The following is a 14,352-nucleotide window of genomic DNA, read 5'->3' on the forward strand; positions in this document are numbered from 1 at the left end:
GATGAGCCCTTTTGTTATTCCTGTATTGTTAATTGCCTAGTTAAGTACGTATAAAAGGCTGATTTACCGACCTGATTTTTTGAGATAAGCCGCCATTTCATCTTCCGGAACCATCCCTCCACCTGTTGCCCAAACAAGATGCGTTGCGTTTCTGAGTTTTTCTTCGTCAAATTGCATTCGAGACTGATAAGCATGATTATTCGAGACGTGCACTACCCCAACCATACCGGCTAATGCAGAAGGCTCTAGATTAATGCCTTCTAGTTCACTTAACTCACCCAAGTGGTGATACATACGAGCATCATCAATGGTGTAAAAGCCATCAATTAGCCTTTCCATCGCTCTACCGACAAAGCCCGACGCACGCCCTACTGCCAATCCATCAGCAGCGGTCATGTTGTCGATACCCAAATCTTGTACCGCAATCTCGTCATGCAAGCCGGTATGTACGCCCAACAACATGCACGGAGAGTGCGTTGGCTCTGCGAAAATACAATGAACATGATCACCAAACTCGACTTTCAAACCAAACGCCACGCCACCTGGCCCACCGCCAACACCACAGGGTAGATAAACAAACAGCGGATGATGCTCATCAACCACAATTCCCAAGTCATCAAACTGCTGCTTAAGACGCTCACCCGCAACAGAGTAACCTAGAAACAACGTCTGCGAGTTTTCATCATCAATAAAGAAGCAGTTAGGATCTTGCTCTGCTTCTTTACGACCTTGCTCAACGGCAACACCATAGTCTTGCTGGTACTCCATCACTTTGACGCCATGTGATCGGAGCTTATTTTTCTTCCACTCCCGCGCATCAGAAGACATGTGAACCGAGACTGAAAAACCAAGCTTTGCACTCATGATGCCAATGGACATACCGAGGTTACCCGTTGACCCAACAGCAATACTGTACTGCTTAAAAAACTGCCGAAACTCATTGCTGAACAATTTGCTGTAATCATCGGTTTCGCAGAGTAAGCCAGCTTCAAACGCCAACTTTTCGGCATGGGTGAGCACTTCATAAATGCCACCTCTCGCTTTGATAGAACCAGAAATTGGCAGATGACTGTCTTTTTTGAGCATTAAACGACCCAATATTGGCGTGTCGTATTGCTGCTCCAAACGCACTTTCATCTTGGGAACATCCACCACAGAAGACTCAATGATGCCATGCGAAGCTTCCGTTTCGGGAAACGCTTTCATCAAATAAGGCGCAAATCGTGCTAGCCGTTCACTCGCAGCTTGAATATCTTTCTCATCTAGCCCCACATAGGGCAAACCTTCTGCTAAAGAGGTTATGTTTGGGTTAAACCAGCAAACCTCCTTAAGATCGATAAGTGGCGCCAAGAGTGGGAACTGCTTGATCAGCGCTTCAATATTCGCCTTGGTCATTTTACCTTCCTGGAGTGATGTGAGTTGAGATAAACAAAAGCGCCGCAATTGCGACGCTTTCATGAATAACAGTGAATTTGATTTTATGCGTAGTTTTTCTCAAACTCTTGCATAAAATCGACTAACGCTTGTACACCTTCTAGCGGCATGGCGTTATAAATGGAAGCTCGCATACCACCAACGGCTCGGTGCCCTTTTAGTGATTTCAGCCCTTTGGCATCGGCTAGTTCAAGGAAGGTTGCATCCAGTTCAGGTTTCGCAAGTTGGAATGGCACATTCATCAAAGAACGGTTTGCTGAGTGCACGCCATTACGGTAGAAATCAGACTGATCGATGTAATCATACAGTAGTGCGGCTTTATCGCGGTTCACTTGCTCGATCGCTTTTACCCCACCCTGCGCCTTTAACCATTTAAAAACTAGGCCAGACAGGTACCATGCAAAGGTTGGTGGCGTGTTGAACATTGATTCTTTCTCAGCCAGAACAGTGTAATCCAAGATACTTGGCAGTACCTGCTTCGCCATACCTAACAAGTCGTCGCGCACGATAGCGATAGCAATGCCTGAAGGACCAATGTTTTTCTGAGCGCCCGCATAAATCACACCGTATTTCGATACATCAATCTCACGAGAAAGAATCGTCGAAGACATGTCAGCAACGATTGGTTTGTCGGTGACAGGAAGATCGTTAATCTCGATACCGTCAATGGTTTCATTTGGACAAAAATGCACGTAAGCCGCTTCTGGAGCAATTTTCCATTCGTTTGCAGGTAGAACGGCTACTTTTCCGTTGATTTCTGTTTTTGCATCAAATACGTCTGGCTCGCAGTATTTTTTCGCTTCAGCTACCGCACTTTCAGCCCAATAACCGCCGTCGATGTAAGTTGCCGTCTCGGCATCACCAAGTAGGTTTAGAGGAACAGCAGCAAACTGAGCACGAGCACCACCTTGGCAGAACAGCACTTTATAGTTGTCCGGAATATTCAGAAGATCACGTAAATCTTGCTCGGCTTCTTCTGCAACTTTGATGAACTCTTTGCTTCGGTGGCTGATTTCCATGACCGAAGTACCAAGACCTTGCCAATCAATTAGTTCCTGTTGTGCTTGCTGCATAACTGCTTTAGGCAGACCTGCTGGCCCTGCACTGAAGTTAAATACGTTGTCCGTATTTTGTTCCATGATGCTCATTGCTCCTGCTATGTAAATATTACGAAATTAATATCACGTTTTCGCAGCGATAAAAACAAGAAAAGAGGTCTTACGACCTCTTTTTAAAGACTAAGCGTTAAATTGGATTAATTCCGCAACAATACTTGGCTACTGTTGTTGCATCAAGGCAGGCATAAGTAGCGCCACTAATGGGAACTCATGTCCATTTTCGAACTTCAATTTGCCTTCACCGATTTCTGCTTTGAGTTGATAACCGCCCTCTACTTTCTCGATCAACTCCATTATTAGCAGCTCATCAATTCCTTCTTGAATAAATGGGTAGTGCGTCACTAATTCGTCAGAGAAGTAAGTGCTGAGCTCACCAGTAGTCGCCGTCATCAACTTCATTGGGTCTTGAGTAATGTGGTCAGTACCTTCAGGAATGGATAATTGCCACTCGTTATGGAACTTACCGTCACCAAACGCAAGTGAAAGCTCATTCACGGATAAATCAAAACCTTTGCTAAACAGCGTGTCAACATGCGGCAATAAGCTCGCAATTTCCTGCTCGTCTAACATTGGAGAGCTTTGATAGATAGACATAATTTGGTCAAATGACTGGCTATCCACATCTGCAATTGAGAAATCCAACTTAAAGTTATCGACATCCGTACCATCAGTTAAACGCAGTTTCTTAGCATCTAGGTTCAGCTGACTGTTCAGCTTATCACCAGACTCATTCATCGTAGTGTTGCCGCGGTAACTTGCATTCTCAATCAAAAAGACAGGCGTTAAGTTCGAATCAACCACATCCAGCTTCTCTAGAGAAAAAGATTGCTCACCCAGCCAATAGCCTTTTGCTTGCTTACCTTTACCCTGACCTGTCAATGCATTCAGATGAAGCTCTTCACCGTTTTCAAAATCCACTTGAACAGAAGGAACAGAAACTTGGTAATTGAGATCACCCAATACCGTCACATCCCCTGTCACTTTTGCAGGGCTTGTAGAAACAGAAACACCTTGCGCTTCGTTACGATAATGCCAACTGTCTAGGTCAAGGGTGAATGCCGTATTGCCATTTAGTTGGGTCTGACTATGCATCGTGAGAGGCAAAAAGTCATTGTCCACCAATTTTGAATCTGCTGTTAGGCTTGTTAGACCATGGCTAACATCACTGGTTACATCAAACGTCGTTGGCATGCCATCACGCTCTAGCTGCGTTTTAAGCTCAGGGTCAACAACTGAATAACGAGTCAGCACGACTGAAGACAAATAGCCACGCTGATACTCGACCACCTCGCCTTTAATCATTTCATCATTCATATTGGTAATACCATCTTCAATGATGGACTGACCAATTTGTCCGACAGCCAATGGCCAACACAGCGCTAATGAGATAGCACCACCAATGGCGCCGATTTTTTTAAGATTTTGCATAACGTCACTTATTAGGTATTTTCGGTCAGTCTACCCCAAACCTTCTGCGGAGAAAACATTGAGACAAATCAGACTATTGATGCTTATTCTAGTCCATTAATCAGGAATCATACTTGGCTCCCACTCATCATGTCCTTTTATTGTTAAAGTTTGCGTGGCGAAGTTTTAACCGGAGCTAAAACATCTGTGAATCGTTATGCTGTGTTGTGTCTCGACAACAACCCAATCAGTGCTGAACAGTTTCGATTGGAGCTGTCTGCCTTCTCAAGTAAGTTTGATATTTTTTCTGTCGAATCGATAGAAGAGGCTCAAAGCGCTTTAGAGTATCTAGAAGAAAGAGAACAGACTGTTGCTTTAGTTATAGCGAGCCATCACGCTCATTTTAATGGCGTGGATTTTCTTATTGGTTTAGACCGGATGCCGCATACCGAGCAAGCAAGAAAAATTCTTATTAGCTGCTCGTCTGATATAGAGGCAATTCTCACTGCCGTTAATGAGGGCAGGCTCGACCACTGCCTCACTAAACCTTTGCCAGATCACGTCTTATTTAACACAGTGCAAAAAGAGCTGACCCAATTTATATTGCGAAACGGTAAAGAAGACCTGCTAAGTTACAGTCAGATATTGGATCATCACAGCTTGTTGCGAGCGCACATCAATAATCAGATGAGCCATTATCAAGCGGGCTTTTTACACGACTACCACTCGATGTCTGATGCCGAGTTAGCCGAGCAAGTGATCTCCGCTCTCCAGCAGTTTTTCAAAGATAACGACGAAACAAGAGCGTGCCGTACATACTCACCTGAACACTTATTAACCGTGGAAGGCGAGCCAAATAGCTTTTTGTGGTTTATTACCGATGGTGAAGTGGCTCTGTACAAGCGCGATGAACAAGGCATGCAGCGAGAGGTTGTACGCCATAACAAAGGTAATATTGTCGGAGGCATGTCGTTTGTTACTGGGGAATGTTCTTTCTCGACAGCCCTAACGCTGACAAAGACAGAGGTCATCAAACTCGATCGCAACGTATTCAATAAAGTGATGCAAAGCGACTCAAACTTGCTGCCTCTTTTTACAAACTTGCTCTTACGCCACTTCAACCGTCGATTACAAAGAAGCATCAACACCAAGTTGCAACTTCAAAAAACGCTCGAATCGCTGGAGTCTGCCCACCAGCAACTCATTGAAAGAGAAAAAATGGCGATGCTCGGCCAGTTGGTTGCGGGCGTGGCGCATGAACTAAATAATCCGATAGCAGCGATATTGAGGGGCGTAGAGAATTTAACGCATACGCTAGAAAGATTACTTAACGAAGTACCCAGTTCCGATATACAAACCAAAGGCATTGAGTTGTTGAGCAAAGCTCAAACCGCAAAACCCGCTTCAACCGCTGAGCTCAGATCACGCGTTAAAGCACTTAATCATGCCCTTCCAGACCGAACATTGGCAAAGAAAGTGGTGAACCTTGGGCTAGAGTCAGATCACGAGTTACTCACTCAACTAACGAAAAAACAGCAAGTGTCTTCTCATGTTCTCGATACTCTTGAGCAATACCACAAAGCAGGTTCCACTCTTCGCTCGATTAACGTCTGTGCTGCGCGAATTGCAGATATGGTGAAAAGCCTTAAAGGTTACGCACGCTCAGATGATGAGACCCAGCACTATGCTGATATTCATGAAGGTATTGAAGACACCTTGGTGATCTTCGAAAACAAACTAAAAATGCATCAGGTTTCCACTGATTATGCGGATTTACCTCCTATCCTTTGTCAACCAATCGCACTCCAACAGGTATGGACGAATTTGGTCTCTAACGCCATTGATGCATTTCCGGAAAAAGGCGTTTTAAAAATACAAACACGTCTTGCAGAAAAAGATAATACACATTACGCCGTTATCTCATTTGAAGATAATGGGTGTGGCATTCCTGAATCGCAAAGAGAAGCCATTTTCGAGCTCAACTTCACGACGAAAAAAGAAGGTAACTTTGGTTTAGGCATTGGGCTGTCCATCTGCCAGCAAATCGTGACAGCACATAAAGGATGGATTGACGTCGAATCAGAGCTCGACAAGTTCACACGAATGACAGTCTGGTTACCAGTCATCGAAAAAGGAGATGAAATATGACCAAGTATTTAATTTTATGTGTCGATGACGAACGAGAAGTCTTGGATAGCGTGCTCCAGGATCTCGCTCCCTTTGAGGAACATTTTATTGTCGAGGGAGCGGAATCAGTCACTGAAGCAAGGCAAGTGATCGAGGAGATGGCGGAAGAGGAAGTTCAGCTTGCGCTCATTTTATGCGACCACATTATGCCGGAGCAAACTGGGATTAGCTTCTTAATCGAACTCAGTCAAAATGGTGACACAAAAGCGGCCCGCAAAGTCTTACTTACAGGACAAGCTGGCTTAGAAGACACCGTTGAGGCCGTCAATAACGCAAGTCTGGACTATTACATAGCCAAACCATGGAGAGGAGAAGAGTTGAGAAAAGCAATCGTGTCTCAGCTTACTGCTTTTATGATTGCAAATGATGATAACTTACTATCTTGGACTCAAGTCCTTGATTCTGAGGCGATCCTCAATGCCATGGCTGAACGCAGAGCAAGCTTCGGCGAGTAATATGCGTGGCTCTAGCTTGAATGTCACCAAAGCCAGCTGATCCACGTTATTTCGCGCAATAGCGCGAGTATGGAAAAGCATCACTATTTATCCGATTGATGCTCTTAGACGTTATGTATATGGCGTAGTTTTTGCTTAAACCAACTAACTATTAAGTTAATTGACAAAACATCGACACATTTTTGTTGGTCGTGGACCTTCCTTTTTATTATGATGTCGGACAAATCAGATTACGGTTCAAGTGGTTGCTTGAATCCATGGAAATAATGAACAAGGTTTATCGTTAGTTATGCGTAAAACACTATTAGCCGCTGCCTTACTAGTGGCATCAAGCCATGCCCTAGCCGCAAACGACCGCAATGCGCCAGCAACTATGAGCAACTTTAGCTACGACTATTTCGAAGCACGTATTGGCGCAAGTCCTGTGACATTTGGTGCTGGATTCAGCAAATCAATTCACCCTAACGCACATGTTATTGCTCGTATCGACTCTGAGTTTGAAAGTGATTTTGACTCAGCCGCTGGTTTTGGCTTTCATTCGCCACTAAACAACTGGGCTGACCTTACAGGTGAAATGCTAATGCGCGTTGTACAACCTTCAAGCGATAGCAGCACTGACGTAGGTATGGAACTGAACTTAGGTGTTCGTCAATGGTTAGGTCCTCAATTAGAAGTAGGCGGCAAAGTCGGCTACGTATCTATTGATAACGATGACGACTGGACCGGTGCAGCATACGCTCGTTTCCACTCAACTGAGCTTTTCTCTCTAGGTGCTGAAGCGCGTATCAACGACTTTTATGGTGATCAGGTAATGTTCACCACGCGTTTTAAGTTTTAAGATTTGTGCTTTAAGAAAAGAGCAAATTAAAAAACAAAAACCGAGGCCCATGCCTCGGTTTTTTTGTCTAATCTAATGACTAACTCAATGAAGTGGTCAAAAACTTCAATGTCCTTTTTCCGCTTTCAACACTTGCCTTTACGACCCGCTAACTCCATCAAAACGAGTCAATCATCGTGCGTTTAGCTTGCTTACTCACACAGCGCCAATAACTGCTTTTTACGCGGCTCTTGAATCAGTTTCCAATGAACACCGTCAGTTGCACCAGCGAATTTCCAAAGCAACTTAACATCAACGTCATTGCCATAAGCCACTTTAACTTTGTTGAAGACTTTTACAGGTCCAAGTTCTAAAAAGGTTTCTACGTCATCAACACCTGCTTTCTTGACCATTCGCTCAAGAGTTAACTGCATATTTGGCAGATCTCTCAAACGTCTACTGGCAGAAGACTTTTGATATTTTCGTTCCTTAATTGAGTATTCAATTGATTTTTGTACCAGTTCATCGAGCCCTGCATATCCGGATTCAAATAAATCTGTTACGTCATAATAATTTACGGTTGCCGTCGTCTGTTTTTTGACGTGCTTATATTTTTCGCAATTCAGTTGAGTAAATACTTCGTCCAATCCATTACCACCACGTAAGTAGCAGCAATCATTGCTAACAAGCGCAAACATAGCGTCATCGGTGAATAAACCGATACCACCGAACATAGAACGTTTTTGATACTCACTAAAGTTGCGTACATATTTAAAAAAAGCTTGGTCTGTCATGTCCATTGACCTCTTTAATCTGAATAAATTACCCCGATTAGCGATGTCACCAGATAAACAGCAGCTTATAGCGAATTATAAATGTCGATTTGTTGGCGATATTTTTGTGAGTTGTGCTCACCAACTTGCTTAATCATACTTAACGTTGAAAAATAAGTTAGGACATAGGTCACATATAAAAAAGTATATATTCTGCATACGTGATTAGTTTCACACTTATTATTCATGTGGTGATATTTTTTTGACGCACGGCATGCCCAAAACACGCCATCATTATGATCTCGCTGGCAATTACGAGCACGTGATACGCATTTAATTGATAAAGAATACGCTGTAAGGGTACACTGTACGAAAGATCTCAAGTACAGCGTCACAATGGAACATTTATCATTTTTTTGGCTGCCAAATAATAAAGATAAGCTTATAAACGCACTGGAATCCGAGTTTGCTCAGCTGGTAGAACAGTCCATCTCAACGGGTAAGATTTCATTACCCCCTATTCCTGATGTCGTGCTTAAAATTCAGCAGTTATGTGTCGAAGAACACACCACTATTTCAGATGTTGCTAACTGTTTGTTAGAAGATCCCGGCTTGGCGGCGGTCGTTCTGCGAGTAGCAAACTCTGTAATTTTCAATCGTAGAAACATTACCTGCAACGACTTAACCACCGCGGTATCTCGCCTTGGTATACTGCGCGTGCGTGATATTGTTACCGCACAAGCGATTGAACAACTTAAACATTCAGTAAATTTAACCAAAGAATGTAATGCTATCTTGGTGAAAAGTGCAGCGGTATCCCGAGAACTCGGTGCCGTCATGGTGATATTGGTTCAAGCGTTTCGTAAACACGAGCCAGGTACTTACGGGCACTTGGAGCAAGAAAAAGCATTGCTGGTTGGTCTGCTAGCCGATATCGGTTTGTTTTGTCTAATTAACGAGTACCACCTGTACTTAGATAGAGGCAATTACCTAGATCCTGAAATTGCGTTGCAAATCTTCCAAACTCGTTGTTCAGCAACAAGCAAACTGGTGCTCGAGCGCTGGGGATTTGACAATGACTTTAGAGAGGTCTCCTCAAACGAGAAGTACGAGCAAACGCGACCGGAAGTGAGTTATTTAGACATTGCAAGAATCGCGCATCACCTATTGATGTTCCGCAATCATGATGAACGCATTGATGAACACGAAGTTGAATTCAACTTAACAGGTGCAGAGGTCTTGTATGAACTCAGCAATATGAGTGATACTGACTTCAATGACCAAATACGTGCAGTGCTAAGTGCTAGCGGCTTGTAATTTATCGTTTTCTCACACCTAATTCGCGATAAACGATTCGCTCAAGGCTGAGCAGCGTTTGGTATTTGGTGAAATATCTCTCTAATTTCAACCGATAAATAATTTGATTTATGTGTGTTGGTATTATCTCAAAAAAGGAATCATAGAGCTTTATGTTCTCAGGGATGCTATTTATTTTCGCTCCACTTGTTGTGGGGTATCTAATTCCTATATCTCGAGCCTCGTTACTGGAGAAGATCAATCAATCAACGTCCTACCTTATTTACGTCATTTTGTCGTTGATGGGACTAAGCCTAGCAGCGCTCGATAACTTAAGTAGCAACTTACAGAGTATTCTCCTCTATGCGAGTACTTTCTTTTTATGTTTAAGTACCTGTAATCTGTTGGCGCTGCCTATTATCGATAGGATTATTCCTCTCCAGACCAATCAGAATCAAAAGAAGCTGCCACTATCCTCGATGGCTTTAGAATCAGTAAAGCTGATTGTTGTCGTTGGTGGCGGGCTAGTAGTTGGTCTGCTGTTACCCATCGATTTAAGTTGGGTGGATACAGCGAGCGAATGGATACTCTTCCTGCTCCTATTTTTTATTGGTATTCAGCTTCGCAATAGTGGTCTTACTCTTCGCCAAATTCTATTAAATAAACAGGGTATGGCCATTGCGGCAGTTGTGATCGCAACATGTATGCTTGGTGGCGTTATTGCAGCGATACTTTTGGACCTTCCTCTCTATCAAGCCCTCGCGATGGCTTCAGGGTTTGGCTGGTATTCACTCGCAGGAATTTTGATGGGAGACGCTTTTGGCCCCGTGTTTGGGGGGGCATCTTTCCTGATCGAATTGATGAGAGAGCTGGTCGCGCTGGTAGCCATTCCTCTCTTTATTCGTAGCTATCCGTGCACAGCAATTGGTTATGCAGGGGCAACAGCGATGGACTTTACACTACCTGTCATTCAGACTACAGGTGGTGTGCGTTGTGTCCCAGTTGCCATCGTTAGTGGGTTTATTTTGAGTTTACTGGTACCAGTTATGATGCTTTTCTTTGTATCACTTGCTAGCTAGATCTCAGGTTTTCGCTTTAACATCCATTACAATACGGCAAAAATTCAAATACCCAGTTAACGTCAAAGTGATCAAGGTTTTGGCAATAATCCGCTTTCCTTTTGTCAATTAGCCCAATGATTTATCACGACTAAAGAGAAAGAAGGGTGAAACATCAACTTATGTGCCTTGCGTTAATAAAGGGATAACAACCAGAAGGAAGAAGAATGAAACGCTTTGTCGTTGCAGCGCTCCTCGCTACAAGCTCAACTTTTACGTTTGCCGCAGATCAACAATGTCTTGCTAGCAAATACGACGGCTATGTTGATGCCTCACTACAGTGGTATCAAGATCTTGTTGATTTGACGGTTACCCAGTATCCAGATCTAAAAGAAGTTAGCCAGTGGTTCTTGGACGGCCGTAAACATCACTTTGAATTAAACCGTGAAGCAGTTCACTATTTTCTAGAGAACGATCCTAGCCGTGTTGCAACAGAACAGCCAATCGAAGCATGGCTAAAATTAGAACAACACGACGTTAAGCAGCTAGCAAGCCGAAGTGATAAGTTAGGTGAAGTCGCAAAACAAACGTTTAGTGACCGTCAATCGACTAACCATCCAAAAAACTACGAGCTTCGTTCAGCATTCGCCGACCTGCTTAGCCATCCACAACAAATTGATACCGCGCTTAATAAGTACAATCAGTCAATAGAGAAGATTGAAAAGCAGAAGTGTGATTAATTAATCGTTGGGGATGCTCGAAAACACCGAGTGTTTTAACACATTAAAATCAACGATTTTTTAATGCGAAGATTGTAACCCTCACCTAAAATTTTCATTTCAGCAACATGGGTTTCAACAATTAAAACGGGACTTTGCGCCCGTTTTAGTTTAGATTGTGCCGCTCGCATTACCAAAATAACTACAAAGATTCTTTGCTATGGTTAAGGAACAAAAAACCGCTGACGTTAGCTTTGAGAGCTTGCTAAAGATCTTCACTGTCCCAGAAGGTCCTGACTCAACGTTAACCAAAATTGACGAGAGCCTCTCGCGAAATCTAAATCAATTTCTTCGTGAACACATCGTGGCAGAAGAAAAGCCTTTACGCGAAATCGAAAAAGACTTTTCTTCTGCTCAGATTCCCGAGCAGCCAGAGTTCGTGTCAGATCATACAGAACACTTACTCGACACTTTGGTGTCGCACTCCGTTCACACTTCTTCACCAAGCTTCATTGGTCATATGACATCGGCGCTGCCTTATTTCTTGATGCCACTGTCAAAGATCATGATCGCCTTAAACCAAAACCTGGTAAAGATAGAGACTTCTAAAGCCTTTACCCCGCTTGAACGTCAAGTTTTGGGCATGCTACATCGCTTGATCTATGGTCAGAGCGATACGTTTTACGATCAGTGGATGCATAGCGCAAACCACTCATTGGGCGCATTTTGCTCCGGCGGTACCATTGCCAATATCACTGCACTTTGGGTAGCACGTAACAAGGCGTTAAGAGCCAATGGTTCATTTAAAGGCGTTGAGAAAGAAGGCCTATTTAAAGCCATGAAGCATTATGGCTACGATGGCTTAGCGGTATTGGTGTCTGAGCGTGGTCACTACTCCCTTAAGAAAGCAGCCGATGTACTAGGTTTAGGTCAAGACGGATTGGTTGCGGTTAAAACGGACGCCAACAACCGTATTATTGTCGACGACCTTAAAGCGAAAATTGTTGAACTAGAGAAACAAAACATCAAGCCTATTGCTGTTATTGGTGTAGCTGGTACAACAGAGACAGGTAATGTCGACCCGCTACCTGAAATCGCAGAAGTCTGTCAAGCTCACGGTTGTCATTTCCATGTGGATGCCGCATGGGGTGGCGCAACACTTATGTCTAATCACCACCGTCACCTTCTTAACGGTGTGGAAATGGCAGACTCAGTAACCATTGATGCGCACAAGCAACTCTACATCCCGATGGGCGCTGGTATGGTTCTGTTCAAAGACCCTGACGCAATGAAATCCATAGAGCATCACGCTCAATATATCTTGCGTAAAGGCTCAAAAGACCTAGGCAGCCATACATTAGAAGGCTCTCGTTCGGGCATGGCAATGTTAGTCTATGCCGCAATGCACATCATCAGCCGCCCTGGCTATGAGCTGCTGATAGACCAAAGCATTGAAAAAGCTCGCTACTTTGCAGATTTAATCAAGCAGCAAGATGATTTCGAATTGGTTTCTGAACCAGAGCTTTGTCTCCTCACGTACCGCTACTTGCCGCCATTCATCCGTGAGGCATTAGCAAAAGCGGAAGGTTCACAAAAAGAACAACTGAATGAACTGATTAATGAATTAACACAGTTTATTCAAAAGCGTCAGCGCGAAACGGGCAAATCGTTTGTTTCACGTACAAGACTGAACCCAGACCAATGGCAGCGCATGAACACAATTGTGTTCCGAGTGGTTTTGGCAAATCCGCTGACGACCAAAGAGATTTTGAGTTCGGTGCTTGATGAACAGCGTGAAATCGCCAAGCAAGCGCCAAATTTGATGGAAAGAATTCAGCAGGTGGTCACTGATATCCAATCGTCTTAATGGCCCGAAAGAGTTACATCAATTTGAAATTTTTTTTCGTTTTGATGTAACTCAAACATCATTCTCGTGCGACTGGCGCAACAAAACATCGATTACACATCCAATTCTGTAGTTTTTACAACATTTTGTTTGAGGCCTGTCAAATTCTCACTAAATAGTATCCGTTATTGGTTTAGACTGATTGAAGATCAGGTTTATACTGATTCTATGGCGCTGGTTGTTTTCGTTAACGCCCCACTCTACTCTGGAATCTTCGTGTTTCCTTTCGTTAACAGAACCAGCGAGTTGTTCTCTATACCCTCGTGAACACTATGAATACATTAGAAAAAATTCAAAAAAACCTGGAGAATTTCAGTAAGTCAGAGCGCAAAGTTGCGGAAGTAATTATGGCGTCTCCACAAACTGCAATTCATTCAAGCATTGCAACGTTGGCTAAAATGGCTGATGTTAGTGAGCCCACTGTAAACCGCTTCTGTCGTCGTCTGGACACCAAGGGCTTTCCAGATTTTAAGCTTCACTTGGCACAGAGCCTAGCCAACGGTACCCCTTACGTTAACCGTAACGTGGAAGAAGACGATGGCCCAGACGCGTACACCCATAAGATTTTCGAATCGACCATGGCGTGTTTAGATGTCGCGAAAAACAGCCTAGATCCAATGCAAGTGAACCGTGCGGTCGATTTGCTAACGCAAGCGAAGCGCATTTCATTCTTTGGCCTTGGTGCATCATCTTCTGTAGCCCGAGACGCACAAAACAAGTTTATTCGCTTTAACATTCCAATTACTTGTTTTGAAGACATTGTCATGCAGCGCATGAGTTGTATTAACTGCAGTGATAATGATGTTGTGGTTCTTATTTCTCACACAGGTCGAACGAAGAGTCAGGTCGAAATAGCAAACCTTGCTCGTGAAAACGGCGCGACGGTCATTGCGATTACAGCAAAGGACTCACCGCTAGAAAAGGCAAGTTCACTCGCTATTACGCTTGATATTCCTGAAGATACCGACGTCTATATGCCAATGGCGAGTCGAGTTGTACAGATGACGGTGATTGATGTACTGGCAACTGGCTTCACACTCCGCCGTGGTACAGGTTTCCGTGAGAACCTAAAACGCGTAAAAGATGCGTTGAAAGATAGTCGCTATGACAAGCTAAGTCAGTACTAAGTCCTGCTGTTTAGTGAAAGATTTAATAAAGGGGAGCTCGACGCTCCCCCTTTTT

General features: G+C 43.7%; 12 protein-coding genes. 8 read left to right on the plus strand and 4 right to left on the minus strand.

The window, feature by feature from the left end; translation table 11 throughout:
- Positions 1–63 precede the first annotated feature (63 nt).
- The 3 genes from L3V30_RS04395 to L3V30_RS04405 all read right to left on the minus strand — a co-directional run bounded on the left by L3V30_RS04395 (position 64) and on the right by L3V30_RS04405 (position 3,980).
- The gene (locus L3V30_RS04395; protein WP_225461575.1) at positions 64–1,395 is read right to left on the minus strand and encodes a D-serine ammonia-lyase; all 1,332 of its coding nucleotides are present in this window, start codon (positions 1,393–1,395) and stop codon (positions 64–66) included.
- A gap of 83 nt (positions 1,396–1,478) precedes the next feature.
- Positions 1,479–2,573, minus strand: coding sequence for a 3-phosphoserine/phosphohydroxythreonine transaminase (gene serC / locus L3V30_RS04400; RefSeq protein WP_074191151.1), 1,095 nt, complete (start codon positions 2,571–2,573; stop codon positions 1,479–1,481).
- A gap of 138 nt (positions 2,574–2,711) precedes the next feature.
- Positions 2,712–3,980, minus strand: coding sequence for a DUF945 family protein (locus tag L3V30_RS04405; RefSeq protein ID WP_005393205.1), 1,269 nt, complete (start codon positions 3,978–3,980; stop codon positions 2,712–2,714).
- Positions 3,981–4,166: 186 nt separating this feature from the next.
- On the opposite strand from L3V30_RS04405, the gene L3V30_RS04410 reads away from it, so the two are divergent.
- From L3V30_RS04410 to L3V30_RS04420, 3 genes are all read left to right on the plus strand, one after another.
- Entirely contained in the window at positions 4,167–6,107 is a 1,941-nt protein-coding gene (locus L3V30_RS04410) for an ATP-binding protein (RefSeq protein ID WP_237308414.1), read from the plus strand.
- Positions 6,104–6,601: a response regulator gene (locus L3V30_RS04415; RefSeq protein ID WP_012841921.1), complete on the plus strand. Its 498-nt coding sequence runs from the start codon at positions 6,104–6,106 to the stop codon at positions 6,599–6,601. The genes L3V30_RS04410 and L3V30_RS04415 overlap by 4 nt, the downstream gene beginning before the upstream one ends.
- Positions 6,602–6,890: 289 nt before the next feature.
- Positions 6,891–7,439: a hypothetical protein gene (locus L3V30_RS04420; RefSeq protein ID WP_005393208.1), complete on the plus strand. Its 549-nt coding sequence runs from the start codon at positions 6,891–6,893 to the stop codon at positions 7,437–7,439.
- 191 nt (positions 7,440–7,630) lie between these two features.
- Here L3V30_RS04420 and L3V30_RS04425 read toward each other — a convergent pair whose 3' ends face one another.
- The gene (locus tag L3V30_RS04425) at positions 7,631–8,218 is read right to left on the minus strand and encodes a TfoX/Sxy family DNA transformation protein (protein WP_005393210.1); all 588 of its coding nucleotides are present in this window, start codon (positions 8,216–8,218) and stop codon (positions 7,631–7,633) included.
- Positions 8,219–8,587: 369 nt separating this feature from the next.
- Between L3V30_RS04425 and L3V30_RS04430 the strand changes: the two genes are divergently transcribed.
- The 5 genes from L3V30_RS04430 to L3V30_RS04450 all read left to right on the plus strand — a co-directional run bounded on the left by L3V30_RS04430 (position 8,588) and on the right by L3V30_RS04450 (position 14,297).
- Complete coding sequence (locus L3V30_RS04430) at positions 8,588–9,508, plus strand: HDOD domain-containing protein (RefSeq protein WP_005393212.1); 921 nt, start codon at positions 8,588–8,590, stop codon at positions 9,506–9,508.
- Positions 9,509–9,660: 152 nt separating this feature from the next.
- Positions 9,661–10,566: a lysine exporter LysO family protein gene (locus L3V30_RS04435; RefSeq protein ID WP_006742620.1), complete on the plus strand. Its 906-nt coding sequence runs from the start codon at positions 9,661–9,663 to the stop codon at positions 10,564–10,566.
- A 206-nt stretch (positions 10,567–10,772) separates the two neighbouring features.
- Positions 10,773–11,285: a hypothetical protein gene (locus L3V30_RS04440; RefSeq protein WP_012841922.1), complete on the plus strand. Its 513-nt coding sequence runs from the start codon at positions 10,773–10,775 to the stop codon at positions 11,283–11,285.
- Positions 11,286–11,484: 199 nt separating this feature from the next.
- Entirely contained in the window at positions 11,485–13,131 is a 1,647-nt protein-coding gene (panP, locus tag L3V30_RS04445) for a pyridoxal-dependent aspartate 1-decarboxylase PanP (RefSeq protein ID WP_005393216.1), read from the plus strand.
- A gap of 311 nt (positions 13,132–13,442) precedes the next feature.
- Positions 13,443–14,297 carry a MurR/RpiR family transcriptional regulator gene (locus L3V30_RS04450; RefSeq protein ID WP_005378021.1) on the plus strand — a complete coding sequence of 285 codons (855 nt, stop codon included), beginning with the start codon at positions 13,443–13,445 and terminating at the stop codon, positions 14,295–14,297.
- Positions 14,298–14,352: the final 55 nt, after the last annotated feature.

This window comes from Vibrio sp. A1-1, assembly GCF_021728175.1.
Classification (GTDB): Bacteria; Pseudomonadota; Gammaproteobacteria; order Enterobacterales; family Vibrionaceae; genus Vibrio; species Vibrio diabolicus.

What these genes read in the sequence shown, in the direction of transcription:
- L3V30_RS04430 (WP_005393212.1), top strand. Translation starts at nt 8,588, where the DNA reads ATGGAACATTTATCATTTTTTTGGCTGCCAAATAATAAAGATAAGCTT.
- L3V30_RS04395 (WP_225461575.1), bottom strand. Translation starts at nt 1,395, where the DNA reads ATGACCAAGGCGAATATTGAAGCGCTGATCAAGCAGTTCCCACTCTTG.
- L3V30_RS04425 (WP_005393210.1), bottom strand. Translation starts at nt 8,218, where the DNA reads ATGGACATGACAGACCAAGCTTTTTTTAAATATGTACGCAACTTTAGT.
- panP (WP_005393216.1), top strand. Translation starts at nt 11,485, where the DNA reads ATGGTTAAGGAACAAAAAACCGCTGACGTTAGCTTTGAGAGCTTGCTA.
- L3V30_RS04420 (WP_005393208.1), top strand. Translation starts at nt 6,891, where the DNA reads ATGCGTAAAACACTATTAGCCGCTGCCTTACTAGTGGCATCAAGCCAT.
- L3V30_RS04405 (WP_005393205.1), bottom strand. Translation starts at nt 3,980, where the DNA reads ATGCAAAATCTTAAAAAAATCGGCGCCATTGGTGGTGCTATCTCATTA.
- L3V30_RS04440 (WP_012841922.1), top strand. Translation starts at nt 10,773, where the DNA reads ATGAAACGCTTTGTCGTTGCAGCGCTCCTCGCTACAAGCTCAACTTTT.
- serC (WP_074191151.1), bottom strand. Translation starts at nt 2,573, where the DNA reads ATGGAACAAAATACGGACAACGTATTTAACTTCAGTGCAGGGCCAGCA.
- L3V30_RS04450 (WP_005378021.1), top strand. Translation starts at nt 13,443, where the DNA reads ATGAATACATTAGAAAAAATTCAAAAAAACCTGGAGAATTTCAGTAAG.
- L3V30_RS04435 (WP_006742620.1), top strand. Translation starts at nt 9,661, where the DNA reads ATGTTCTCAGGGATGCTATTTATTTTCGCTCCACTTGTTGTGGGGTAT.
- L3V30_RS04415 (WP_012841921.1), top strand. Translation starts at nt 6,104, where the DNA reads ATGACCAAGTATTTAATTTTATGTGTCGATGACGAACGAGAAGTCTTG.